This window comes from Sphaerisporangium sp. NPDC005288, assembly GCF_040607475.1.
In the GTDB taxonomy this organism is placed as follows: domain Bacteria; phylum Actinomycetota; class Actinomycetes; order Streptosporangiales; family Streptosporangiaceae; genus Sphaerisporangium; species Sphaerisporangium rhizosphaerae.
Genome location: NZ_JBEXGT010000001.1, coordinates 57,077 through 69,498 on the forward strand (window position 1 = coordinate 57,077; position 12,422 = coordinate 69,498).

The following is a 12,422-nucleotide window of genomic DNA, read 5'->3' on the forward strand; positions in this document are numbered from 1 at the left end:
CCAGGCGCCGTTCCCCCGCGACGGTGCGGAGGGTCCGGCGGCCTTCCGCCGAGGCGGCGCGAGACTCCGTCCGCCGCTCCCCGCACCGCCTCAGAGGGCGGCGGCTTCGTCGCCGCCCCGGTAGGTGTGCAGGTCGGTGAGGAACTTCTCCCGCAGGGGCGGGATGCGGCTGCTGAGGAAGAAGTACGTGCGGGTCAGGGCGAGGACGGCGCGGCCGATCACGGGTCTGTGGAGGGGGTCGTGGCCGCTGGTGCCGTTCTGGGCCAGCGAGTCGGCCACCCGGGCGAAGCCGTAGGGGATCATCTCGGCCTCGTAGGCGCGGAGGGCGTCCAGCAGGGGTTTGGCGGCGTTGTGCGCGGCGGTCAGTTCCCGGCACAGCAGGGAGGCGTCGCGCAGGGCGGTGTTGGCGCCGACGCCGTGGCCGGGGGTCATGGTGTGGATCGCGTCGCCGAGCAGGGTCACCGTGGTGGTCTCCCATGGCTCGACGGGAACCGAGGTGCGGATCTTGATCGGGAAGCAGCTCCCGGGGTCCGCCAGGGCGAACAGCCTGCGCATGTCCGGATGCCAGCCGGTGGTCATGCCGAGGGTCAGCCGCATCAGCTCCTCGCCGCGCATCTCCATGACGTTCCCGGGGAACCGGCCGGCCGCGGCGGAGAAGCCCCAGTTGATGTAGTCACGGGTGTTGTCGTACAGCAGGCCGGGCCGGCGCTCGATGAGATCGGCGTCGTTCCCGCCGACGCCGGTCCCGGCGGCGTCGTGCCGGTCGAACTCCATGACGTGCCAGACGCAGAACCTGCCCTTGGGGGCGAAGACCAGGGAGATGCCGTGGAACGCCTCGCGTGGCAGCAGGGCCCGGGTCTCCTCGGTGACGGGGACCTTGGCCGAGATCGCGATGACTCCGGCGTCCTTCACCTCGGCGTGCGGGAGGTACTGCCGGCGGACCCGGGAGTTGGTGCCGTCCGCGGCGACGAGCACGTCACCGGTGGCGGAGGTGCCGTCGGCGAAATGGGCGGTGACCGTGCCGTCGGCGTGCCGTTCGTAGTGGGTGAAGGTCCTGCCGAACCGGACGACGTCCTCCATGCCGGTGAGGAGCACCTGGCGGAGGGTCATCCGGGACACCGACCGCTCGCTGTTCACCGGGTCGGTGTCCTCGCGAAGCGGGAAGGACGCGGTCCGCTTCAGGCGCTCGGTGAACACGTTGAAGTACCTGGGCGGCCGCGCGCAGGTGGCGGTGAAGGCGTCGAACAGCTCGGGCGGCAGGCATTCCTTCAGCGCGCGGTTGCCGGTGGGGTCGATGCCGACTCGGTAGCCGTGCAGGCCGTCGGCGCGCGTGCGGTCGCGCTCGTACACCTCCACCGGGACGCCGGCGCGTTTCAGGCCGTGGGCGAGGCACATTCCGCCCGTACCGGCCCCAATAATGATCACCTTCATGAGACGCTCTCCTCCGGCAACGAACAGGCAGGCAGTGTTCCTTGGACGTCGACTATCTTGATGTTCAAGGGGAATATTAGCTTGATAGTCGAGGTACTTGAATGTCAAGGGAAAATCCGGACCGTCTGAGAGAGCGGCTCGGCGTGGAGTCGCAGGCGCACCAGTCGGCCGTCGACGCGCTGGACGACGCGGCGGCCGCCTGCCTGGGCGTCAACCGCACCGACCTGCGCTGCCTGGAGTACCTGATGCAGCGGGAGACGGCGGCGCCCAGCGAGCTGGGCTCGGCGCTCGGGCTCACCACGGGCAGCGTCACCGCGATGCTCGACCGGCTGGAGAGGCTCGGCTACCTGACCCGCTCCCCCGATCCCACCGACCGCCGCAAGGTCGTCGTACGGGTGACACCGGACGCGACGCGCCGAGGCCGCGACATCTACGGGCCGATCGCCGAGGAGGGCGCCCGGTCCATCGCGGCCTCCTACACCGCCGACGAGCTGGAGCTGATCATCGGCTTCCTCACCGGCTCGCGGGAGCTGTACGAACGGCACCTGGACCGCGTCCGCGGCATGCCCCAGGCCGGGCGGCGCGTCCGCTGACCCGGCGCCGGCGGCGGGCCGGCGGCGCACGGTGCGGCTCGCGCCTGGCCGGGGAGGCGGGGCGTACTAGTCTTTTGGGCAGATGACCGCTCACCGATCCCCATCGGCCGGGCCACCGGTACGGACGCCGGCGCGACGGTGCGAGTCCCGGGCACACGGACCGGGCGGGCGGCGATCTTCCAAGGAGCACTCATGGCCTCGCCCGTCGTCCACTCGCTGCGCGAGCAGATCCGCGAGTACATCGTGGAGGGCATCGTCAGTGGACGCTGGAAGCCCGGCGAGCGCATCGTCGAACGGCGGGTCGCCGTCGAGCTCGAGGTCAGCCAGACCCCCGTCCGGGAGGCGCTGCGGGAGCTGGAGGGGCTGCGGCTGATCGAGTCAGCGCCGAACAAGGGGGTCCGGGTGCGCGACCTCACCGTGGCGGACCTGGAGGAGATCTATCCGGTGCGGGCGGGGCTGGAGCAGATCGCCGCCGAGCTGGCCGCGCCCCGGCTGGGCGAGGATGTCTCGGTCCTCGAGCCGCAGGTGGCCGCGCTGTACGAGGCCGACCGCGGACGCGACGCGGAGGCCCAGGTGCGCCACACGGTCGCCTTCCACCGGGAGCTGGTGCGGGCGTCGGGGAACGCCGTCCTGCTGCACACCTGGGAGTCGCTCGGCATCGAGGTGTGGACCGCGCTCTCCATCCGCTGGCTGGGCACCCACCAGCAGTCCTACGCGGAGGAGCACGAGGCGGTCGTCGCGGCCTTCCGGCGGCGCGATCCGGGGGTGGGCCGGCTGGTCAAGGAGCACGTCCTGGCCTGCGCACCGCGCCGCCCCTCCCCTGGGGACTGAGGCCCGTCCCCGATGGCGGCGGCCGCCGGCACGGCCGAAGCCGTGACACCGGATCTGGACGCCGAACCGTGACACCGAACGCAGACGCCGCATCATGACACCAGACCTAGACACCAGACCTAGACACCGAGCTGTGACACCGAACCCAGACGCCGCACCATGACGCCGGGACCCCGCGCCAGGCGGCGTTGGTAAATATCGCTTTCCTTTCGTTTAGCGAAAAATGGACCCCCTGTTTTGATCGATCATCGATCAGTCGTACAGTGGTCCGCGAGCTCACCTGCTCCTCCGCCCTGTCCGGCCGGCAGGGCCCTTTCTCACCGTCTCGTCCTCCACCGAGGTGCGGGCCACTTGGAAGGCGACCCCCATGAGCGATCCCCTGCGTGACCAGCGGAGCCCTCTCGACCAGCTCCCCGACCGCGACGCGGAGGAGACCGCCGAGTGGGCGGCCTCACTGGACGCCGTCACCGAGGCCGCCGGGCCCAGCCGCGCCGCCTACCTCCTGCGCCGCACGCTCGAGCACGGCGAGCGGGCCGGTCTGGCGCTGCCACATCTGCTGGAGACCGACTACCTCAACACGATCCCCACGGCGGCCGAGCCGGAGTTCCCCGGCGACGAAGCCATGGAACGGCGGATCACCGCCTGGAACCGCTGGAACGCGGCCGCCATGGTGACCCGGGGCAGCCGCCTGGGCCTCGGCGGCCACATCGCCACCTTCGCCTCCGCCGCGTGGCTCTACGAGACCGGCTTCCAGCACTTCTTCCGCGGCAAGGAGGCCGACGGCTCGGGCGACCAGCTCTTCATTCAGGGCCACGCCTCCCCCGGCATCTACGCCCGGGCCTTCCTCGACGGACGGCTCACCGAGGAGCACCTCGACCGCTTCCGGCGGGAGACGGGCGGCGACGGCCTGCCCTCCTACCCGCATCCCCGCCGGCTGCCGTGGCTGTGGGAGTTCCCGACCGTTTCGATGGGCCTGGGTTCGCTGGCGGCGATCTACCAGGCGCGGTTCAACCGCTATCTGCAGCACCGCGGCATCAAGGACACCTCCGGCTCGCACGTGTGGGCGTTCCTCGGCGACGGCGAGATGGACGAGCCCGAGTCGACCGCGGCGCTCGCCCTGGCCGGGCGCGAAGGGCTCGACAACCTCACCTTCGTGATCAACTGCAACCTGCAGCGGCTGGACGGGCCGGTACGCGCCAACTTCAAGATCGTCCAGGAGCTGGAGGCCCAGTTCCGCGCGGCGGGCTGGAACGTGGTCAAGTCCCTCTGGGGCTCGGCCTGGGACGAGCTGTTCGCGCTCGACACCACCGGCGCGCTCGTACGCCGGCTGCGCGAGGTGCCCGACGGCCAGTTCCAGACGTACGCGACCCGTGAGCCCGCCTACATCCGCGAGCACTTCTTCGGCGCCGAGCCCGCCCTGGCCGAGATGGCGAAGGTGCTGACCGACGCGAAGATCGCCGAGTGCTTCCGCACCTCCCGGGCGGGCCACGAACCGCGCAAGGTGTATGCGGCCTACCGCGCCGCGGTCGAGCACCGCGGCGCGCCCACCGTGATCCTCGCCCAGACGGTCAAGGGCTACACCCTGGGCGCCGGATTCGAGTCGCGCAACGCCAACCACCAGATGAAGAAGCTGACCGGCAAGCAGTTCCGCGAGATGCGCGATCTGCTCGAACTGCCCATCCCCGACAGCAAGCTGGACGAGGAGCTGGTCCCCTACGTCCACCCGGGCGCCGACTCTCCGGAGGTGCGTTACCTCCAGGAGCGCCGGGCCGCTCTGGGCGGCCCCGCCCCGGCCCGCAGGGTCCACGCGGTGGCGTTGCCCGAGCCGGCGGCCAAGCCGTTCGAGGCCCTCGCCAAGGGGTCGGGCAGCCAGGAGATCGCGACGACGATGGCGTTCGTCCGCCTGGTCAAGGACCTCATGCGCGAGAAGGAGACCGGCAGGCGCTGGGTGCCGATCGTCCCGGACGAGGCGCGCACCTTCGGCATGGAGTCGCTGTTCCCGAGCGCCGGCATCTACTCCCCGCTCGGCCAGACCTACGACCCGGTCGACCGCGACATGCTCATGTACTACAAGGAGGCCGCGGACGGCCAGATCCTCAACGAGGGGATCACCGAGGCCGGCTCGATGGCGGACTTCACGGCGGCCTCCACCTCCTACGCCACCCACGGCGAGCCGATGATCCCGTTCTACATCTTCTACTCGATGTTCGGCTGGCAGCGCACGGCCGACCAGATGTGGGCGATGGCCGACCAGCTCGGCCGCGGTTTCCTCATCGGCGCGACGGCCGGCCGCACGACCATGACCGGCGAGGGCCTGCAGCACGCCGACGGCCACTCCCACCTGATCGCCTCCACCAACCCGGCGGCGCTGGCCTACGACCCGGCCTTCGCCTACGAGGTGGCGGTGATCGTCCGCGACGGCCTGCGCCGCATGTACGGGCCGGACGCGGAGGACGTGTTCTACTACCTGACGGTCTACAACGAGCCGAAGGTCCAGCCCGCCATGCCCGAGGGGGTGGAGGAGGGCATCCTCAAGGGGCTCTACCGCTTCCAGCAGGCGCCGAGCCTGGCCGAGGACGCCCCGCGCCTGCAGCTTCTCGCCTCCGGGACCGCCATCCACTGGATCCTCCAGGCCCAGCGGCTCCTCGCCGACGACTGGGGCGTGGCCGCCGACGTGTGGTCGGCCACCTCCTGGAGCGAACTGCGCCGCGACGCCCTGGCCTGCGACGAGGCGCAGCTCAGGGGCGAGGATCACCTTCCGTACGTCACCCGCGCGTTGGACGGCGCGCCCGGGCCGGTGCTGGCCGTCAGCGACTGGATGCGGGCCGTCCCCGACCAGATCAGCCAGTGGGTGCGGCAGGACTGGCACTCGCTCGGCACCGACGGCTTCGGCCTGTCCGACACCCGCGAAGCGGCCCGCCGTCACTTCGGGGTCGACCCTGAGTCGATCGTGGTCGCGGCGCTCGCGGCGCTGACCCGGCGCGGCGAGGTCAAGCCGGAGACCGTCCAGGAGGCCCGCGCCCGCTACGGGCTGTGACGCAGGGCGGGTCGCGCCGGTCGGCGCGACCGTTCCGCCGGCCGGGGCAGGCCGGCGGGACGGTCGCGGAGGCAGGGCGGATCAGCTCGTCACCAGGTCGAAGGACTCCCAGGCGCCGACGGCGTCGCGGTTGGCGATGAGGGGGGCGGCTCCGCCGTTGTCGGCGCAGACGTACCTGCCGTTGGCCTGGGCGCGCAGGCTGATGGTGCCGTCGGAGTTGGCGACCTGCTGGAAGGTCTCCCACGGGCCGATGGCGTCCCGGTCGGCGACGAGAGGGTCGGCGCCGCCGTTCTCGGCGGTGACGTACCGGTTGTTCGACCGGGCGCGCAGGGCGATGCCGCCGTTGCCGAGGTCCACGCGCTCGAACTGCTCGCCGGTGCCGGCGCTGGAGGCGCCCGCGATCAGCGGGGAGCCGTCCACGGCCGTCACGAACCTGCCGTTCGCGCGGGCGCGCAGGCTCACCGAGGGCGTCCCGGTGGCCTGGGTGCGGACGCGCAGGGCGTCGACCATGCCGACGGAGGTCGCCTTGTTGACGATCTTGATGGTGTGCTGCCCGTTGGACAGGCCGGTCTTGCTGTAGACGACCTGCTGCGCCTGGCGGGCGCCCGCGGCGTACAGGGTGACGTTGGCCTGGAAGACGTTGTCGAGGTACACGTCCACGTTGCCCATGTCGCCGTTGCGCTCGGACAGGTAGTCGATGCCCGTGCCGGTGAAGGTGTACTGGGCGGTGGCGCCGACCGTGGTCGTGTGGTGGGTGTCGTCGTTGTAGTCGCCGTAGCCGCGGCCGGTGGTCTGGTACCAGTTCGCGTCATAGGTCAGCTCGGTGTCGTTGACCAGGCCGCCGCTCTGGCCGGGGACGCCGAGACCGAGGGTGGAGGCGGTGTTGCGCAGGGTCTTGACGCCCTGGTTGGCGGCGCCGGTGAGGCGGGCGGAGGTGTAGGAGCCGAGCGGCTTGGCGGTGCGCTCGACCACGTACACCGCGCCGGACGCGGTGGCGAAGGTGATCTCGGCGGCCGAGCTCGTCGTGATGACCGCGTTGTCGGAGGTCCGGCGGACGCGCACCTGCTGGCCGCTCCACGGGTTGACCACGGTGGCCTGCTTGCCGTAGAGGCTCTTCAGCCCGACGTACTTGGTCTCGCCGCCCTCGCGTTCCGAGCTGACCAGGAAGCCGTCCTTGGCGAGCAGCGTGAACTTCCCGACGAAGGAGGAATCGCCCGGGACGGCCGGGAAGACGCGCACCTTGCCGTTGTAGCTCTGCAGCAGGGACTCGTTGAGCGCGGTGAGGTGGACGCCGAGGTACTCGAAGACGCCGTTGGTGTTGGCGGTCATGCCGTTGGGGTAGTTCTGGTACTTCTGCAGCATGGTCTTCATGCCGTTGTAGGCCTGGTCGCCGAGGCCCAGCCGGGCCGCCTGCACCGCGTCGTTGGACCAGACGTTGCCGTAGGGGAAGGGCCGCTGGTTCCAGGTGTTCACGGCGGTCTGGTAGTCGGGGTAGCCGATGCCGGTGAGGTCGTAGGGCCAGATCAGCTCGGCCGAGACGTTCTCGTTGTTGCGGGTCTGGGAGATCGGCGGCTGGTGCGGCTGGTAGGCGCCGTTGGAGACGACGTAGGGGGTCAGGTGGTCCACGACGTTCTGCCACCCGGCGCGCAGCCCGCCGTCCACGCCGAGCTGCTGGCTCACCTGGATGGTGAGCGGGAAGATACTGCGCACGGCGGCCAGGTCGGTGATGGCGTTGCGGACGTTCCAGTACGTCTCGTGCGAGTTGGAGTTGGCCATGTAGTACGTGCCCGTGCCGCTGTCGTAGGACAGCATGGCCGAGTAGAACTTCGCGGTCTCGCGCATGAACGGGTAGGCCACGTCGCGCAGGTAGCCGGCGTCGTTGGTGTACCGGTACCGCGTGTACATGCTGTAGGCGGCCTCGTACCCGGTGGACAGGATGTTCTTGGTGTAGTCGCTGCCGACCGTGCCGCGCGCGTTGCCGTCCCAGCCCATGGTCTCGGGCACCCACAGGCCGTCCACGCCGTACCGCGTCTGCGTGTAGGACTTCAGCGCGTTGTAGTTACGGCTGTAGAGGTTGTTGTGCCGGTCGACCAGCTCGGGGTGGTTGGCGGCCAGGAAGGACAGGTAGACGTCGCGCTGGTTCCAGTACCAGTAGGCGTTGCTCCACTTGGTGTTGTCCTGCGTGGCGCGGAAGACGCCGTTGATGAAGTGGGCCGGGTAGTTCCCGTAGCCGGCGGCGGCGATCATGTAGGTGGACAGGTAGTAGAGGTTCTCCAGGTAGTCGGCGTCGCCGGACAGGCCCGAGTACTGGACGAACGACCTGGCCCAGAACGCGTGCCACCAGTTGCGGTAGTTGTTCAGCGTGGTGGAGTACCCGGTCGACTTGACCGACGAGAGCTGGCTTCTGGCCTGGGCGACCGAGTCGCGGTTCGGCGCGTTGATCCGGCTGGCCGCGGTGAACCAGATCGTGTAGCTCGAGGACGGCGTGATGGTCAGCCGCACCGTCCGGGAGTCGACCACCTGGGTCGCGTACCCGGCGCCCTCGACCGTGGCGGCCAGCGTGTAGCCGAAGCCGTTGGGGTCGGCCTGCCCCCGGCTCAGGCCCGCGCCGGCGGCGTCGGCGAAGGTCGAGACGGTCTTCCAGGTGGTCAGGTCCGGGACGTCCGCGCTGTTGGTCACAGTCGCCGGGTCCCACATGCTCAGCGTGAGGGCGATGCCGGAGACGCCGCCGCGTGTGTCGTCCACGTGGATGCCCATCACCTCGGAGTTCGGCGACCCGAGGACGGTGACGGTGCGGTTGGCGTCGTACTTGGTGACGAGCGTGCCGTCGTACAGCGAGAGCCGCTGCTGGAAGGTGGTGTAGCCCGACTCCATGCTCGGGGTGGTCGCCAGGTTCACCAGCCCGGCCGCGTACGCGGACTGCTCGGACAGGTCCACGCCCGAGGTCTGCATGGTGAGGCCGTTCTGGCTCCAGGCCATGGCGCCGGTTCTGCCGTTCCCCACGGTCAGGCCGTACAGGGGGTTGGTGTTGGGCCGGTTGTAGACGACGTCGTGCTTGGCGAGGTAGCTCGCGTAGTCGACGTTCAGCGCCCCGGCCGTCTGGTCGAAGGCGGCGTCGGTCGTCGAGGCCGCCGCCGGCGCGGCCGGCGTCCCGGCGAGCAGGCCCGCGGCGAGCGCGAGCAGCGGCAGCGAACGTAGGAACCTCATCACCATGATCACCCTTTCTCGGTGTTCTCCTGGTGGTGGTCGCCGCCCCTCGTTTCCTCGGGTGGACGCATCGCGGCATGGTCGATCGTCACGCGGCCGGGCTCCGGCCGGTGATGGGGTGGTGGTGCGCGGTCAGGGGGAAGGATCGCGAGGTCGCCGGTGGGAGAGGCCCGGACGTGCACGCCGGTGATCGGCGACCGGCGGTGCACGCCGCGGGCCTGTTCCACAGCGCGGCCCTGTGGAGGGGGTTTCCATGCGCCGCCTCGGCACCAGGCGGTGCACAGCCCCTCCCTCAGAACCGTTAGGCGCAGTTAACATCGGATGAATTTCCCCGTCAATAGGGTCTCGCGAGATTCGTGCATGCACATCCCGGACATGCCATCCCATGCCACCACGCTTCTTGGGCGTTATAGGGCTATACATCCAAATAAGTAGGCGAACGTCCGGATTAAAAGAGATCCGATGTGTCCTGGCTCGACTTTCGCCCGCCCCGTCGCGTCACCAGGCCGGTCCGTCGGCCGGTCCATCGGCCGGTACACGGTTGATACACGGCTGAGCGGCGGTGAAGGCCGTGCTCCGACGGGCCGGACATGTCGCTCGCCCAAAGTGGTCCGAGCGCGCCGGAAGCGGCGCCCCGACACCCCGAAGGCGGTCCTTTGTCCTCCAGCATCAACCCCCGGCTCACCAGACGGCTCACCAGGCTGACCAGGCTGACCGCCGCGTCGGCACTGACGCTGGCGATGTCCACCGCGCTCTCCCCCGCCTGGGCGGCGGGCCCGGGCCGCGAGGCGCCGAAGCCCGGAGCGCACACCGCCGGCGACCCGCTCTTCACGTACCTGGGGAACGGCGGGTACGACGTCGAGTCCTACGACATCCGGTACGACTACCGGCCCGGCACCCTGAAGATGGACTCCTCCGTCCGCATCACCGCCACGGCGAAGCAGGCCCTGTCCGGCTTCAGCCTGGACTCGGCGGTGGAGCACGTCGGCTCGGTCTCCGTGCAGGGCGAACCGGCCGCCTTCAGAGTCTCCGGCGAGAAGCTGCTGGTCACTCCCAGGCACGCGCTGCGCGAGGGACGGCGCTTCCGCGTCGAGGTCTCCTACCGCGTCGACCGGGGCCAGAACCCGCCGTCGCCGTCCTATCCTCCCGGCACGCACATCATCGACCACTGGATCAACAAGCCCGACGGGTTCGCGCTCATGGGCCAGCCGGACCGCGCCCACATGTTCTTCCCGTGCGACGACCGGCCGAGCGACAAGGCCCGGGTCACCTTCCGCATCACCACGCCGAAGGACCTGCAGGCCGTCGCCATCGGAACCCTCCGATCACGTGTCACGACCGGGGACCGCACCACCTCCACCTACGCCGGCCGCGACCTGGTCCCGACCCACGTCGTGCAGGCGGCCGTCGGGCATTTCACGATGACGACGGCGCGCGGCCCGCACGGGCTGCCGATCCGCAGCTACATCGCGACCGATCGGTACAAGGCGGCCAAGCCACGGGTGGACGACATCCCCGGCCAGGTCGCGTGGATGGAGAAGCGGCTCGGCCGCAGGTTCCCCTACACGGCCTACGGGGTGCTCGGGGTGCCGGGGGACTACGACGGGGTCGCCCTGGAGTCGGCGACGCTGTCGACCTTCAGCGTCGAAGGGCTGACGCGCCCGGCTCCCGACATCGCCCCGACGATGATCCACGAGCTGGCCCACCAGTACTTCGGCGACGCCGTCTCGGTGCGGAACTGGAACGACATGTGGATCAGCGAAGGCCACGCCGACTACTACCAGTTGCTCTATTCGGTGGACAAGGGATACCACCGGCTCGACGACATCCTCAAGCAGCGGTATGAGTTCGAGTTCGGCAAGCGAGTGGAATCCGGCCCTCCGGCCCGGCTGAAGACGGCGGCGGACGTGCTGACCGGCGGGAACAACGGAGGGCTGCTGATGCTCGCGGGGCTGCGCCAGCAGGTCGGCGACGCCGTCTTCACGCGCATCGAGCGCGCGTTCTTCGACCGGTACCGCGGCACGTCGGCGACCACCCGGGACTACATCGACATGGCCAACAAGATCAGTGGGCGCGACCTCACCGCCTACATCGAGGGGTGGCTCTACAGCGACAAGGTGCCGCCCATGCCGGGGCATCCGGACTGGACGGCGCCGCAGGCCGAGAAGACCTCCTGACACCTCCCGAGACCTCCTGACACCTTCTGAGCCGCACCGCCGCCCGGGACCGCGCACGCCGGCCGCCGGTGCGGCCGGTTCACTTGCGGCCGAGCGCGCAGAACTCGTCCATCTCAGGGAGGCCGTGGAGGGAGATCAGATCCGGGCGCCACCGGGGGCAGGAGACGATGCCCGGGTCCAGCAGCGTGAGGCCGTCGAAGAAGCCCGCCATCTGGCCGGGGGTGCGCAGGTGATAGGGGGCCGGCGCCACCGCGTTCCACTGGCGGACGGCCTCGATCACCCGGTCGCCGGTGACGGCGCTCGTGCTGTGGGTGATGGCCAGGTGGCTGCCCTCGGGCACGGCGTCCAGCAGGCGGGTGACGATCGACCTGGCCTCGGCGTCGTCGCCGACGAACGGCAGCACGCCCAGCATGATCACGCCGACCGGCCGGGTGAGGTCCAGCGTCGCGGCCGCGGCCCGCAGGATCGCCTCCGGGTCGCGCGCGTCGGCGTGGACGTAGCCGGTCATGCCCTCGGGAGTGCTGGTCAGCAGTTCCTGGGCGTGCGCCAGCACCAGCGGGTCGTTGTCGACGTAGACGACCCGGCATTCGGGCGCCACCCGCTGGGCCACCTCGTGGGTGTTGTCGACGGTCGGCAGGCCGGCGCCCACGTCGAGGAACTGGCGGATGCCCGCCTCGGCGACCAGGTAGCGGACGGCCCGTTCGAGGAACGCCCGGGAGTGGCGGGCGATGTCCACGATCTCGGGCAGCACCCGCATGGTCTGCTCGCCGGCCGCGCGGTCGACCGGGTAGTTGTCCTCGCCGCCCAGCCAGAAGTTCCAGATGCGCGCCGCGTGCGGCACCGAGGTGTCGACCCCGGCCGGCACCGCGTCGAGACCGGGCCGCGTTCCGTCCGAGGTGTGCGCACCGGCCGACGCCGCGTCGGCGGCCGCGGCGGCCCCGGGCCGCTCCGCCGGCCCGCCGGGGGACACGGCGACCTCGTCCAGCGCGGTGTCGCGAGAAGGGGGCCGGGGCCGGTCGAGGGGCGTCGCGTGGTCTGTCACCGGGCACTCTCCTGCACTGCGGCTACGCGACGTCCGCCGGCGCGTACCCGAGATCATCGCACCCGGCCCCGCCCGCCGGTAGGGCGATGACGGCCCGGCGGCCC

General features: G+C 70.6%; 7 protein-coding genes. 4 read left to right on the forward strand and 3 right to left on the reverse strand.

Annotated features, from left to right (window positions below; all coding sequences use genetic code 11):
- Positions 1–90 precede the first annotated feature (90 nt).
- Positions 91–1,431 carry an NAD(P)/FAD-dependent oxidoreductase gene (locus ABZU32_RS00255; protein WP_354915052.1) on the reverse strand — a complete coding sequence of 447 codons (1,341 nt, stop codon included), beginning with the start codon at positions 1,429–1,431 and terminating at the stop codon, positions 91–93.
- Positions 1,432–1,532: 101 nt separating this feature from the next.
- Here ABZU32_RS00255 and ABZU32_RS00260 point away from each other — a divergent pair, with 101 nt between their 5' ends.
- The 3 genes from ABZU32_RS00260 (at position 1,533) to aceE (ending at position 5,892) form a co-directional block, all read left to right on the forward strand.
- Positions 1,533–2,024: a MarR family transcriptional regulator gene (locus ABZU32_RS00260; protein WP_354915055.1), complete on the forward strand. Its 492-nt coding sequence runs from the start codon at positions 1,533–1,535 to the stop codon at positions 2,022–2,024.
- Between the two features lie 192 nt (positions 2,025–2,216).
- Entirely contained in the window at positions 2,217–2,855 is a 639-nt protein-coding gene (locus ABZU32_RS00265) for a GntR family transcriptional regulator (RefSeq protein ID WP_354915058.1), read from the forward strand.
- Between the two features lie 367 nt (positions 2,856–3,222).
- The gene (gene aceE / locus ABZU32_RS00270) at positions 3,223–5,892 is read left to right on the forward strand and encodes a pyruvate dehydrogenase (acetyl-transferring), homodimeric type (RefSeq protein ID WP_354915061.1); all 2,670 of its coding nucleotides are present in this window, start codon (positions 3,223–3,225) and stop codon (positions 5,890–5,892) included.
- A gap of 81 nt (positions 5,893–5,973) precedes the next feature.
- On the opposite strand, the gene ABZU32_RS00275 is transcribed toward aceE, so the two are convergent.
- Positions 5,974–9,099 carry a hypothetical protein gene (locus ABZU32_RS00275; RefSeq protein ID WP_354915064.1) on the reverse strand — a complete coding sequence of 1,042 codons (3,126 nt, stop codon included), beginning with the start codon at positions 9,097–9,099 and terminating at the stop codon, positions 5,974–5,976.
- Between the two features lie 656 nt (positions 9,100–9,755).
- Here ABZU32_RS00275 and ABZU32_RS00280 point away from each other — a divergent pair.
- Positions 9,756–11,276, forward strand: a complete 1,521-nt coding sequence (locus ABZU32_RS00280; protein WP_354915067.1) for a M1 family metallopeptidase — start codon at positions 9,756–9,758, stop codon at positions 11,274–11,276.
- 79 nt (positions 11,277–11,355) lie between these two features.
- Here the strand turns inward: ABZU32_RS00280 and ABZU32_RS00285 are convergent, their stop codons facing one another.
- The gene (locus ABZU32_RS00285; RefSeq protein WP_354915070.1) at positions 11,356–12,318 is read right to left on the reverse strand and encodes an SAM-dependent methyltransferase; all 963 of its coding nucleotides are present in this window, start codon (positions 12,316–12,318) and stop codon (positions 11,356–11,358) included.
- Positions 12,319–12,422 lie beyond the last annotated feature (104 nt).

What these genes read in the sequence shown, in the direction of transcription:
- ABZU32_RS00265 (WP_354915058.1), top strand. Translation starts at nt 2,217, where the DNA reads ATGGCCTCGCCCGTCGTCCACTCGCTGCGCGAGCAGATCCGCGAGTAC.
- ABZU32_RS00255 (WP_354915052.1), bottom strand. Translation starts at nt 1,431, where the DNA reads ATGAAGGTGATCATTATTGGGGCCGGTACGGGCGGAATGTGCCTCGCC.
- ABZU32_RS00260 (WP_354915055.1), top strand. Translation starts at nt 1,533, where the DNA reads ATGTCAAGGGAAAATCCGGACCGTCTGAGAGAGCGGCTCGGCGTGGAG.
- aceE (WP_354915061.1), top strand. Translation starts at nt 3,223, where the DNA reads ATGAGCGATCCCCTGCGTGACCAGCGGAGCCCTCTCGACCAGCTCCCC.
- ABZU32_RS00275 (WP_354915064.1), bottom strand. Translation starts at nt 9,099, where the DNA reads ATGAGGTTCCTACGTTCGCTGCCGCTGCTCGCGCTCGCCGCGGGCCTG.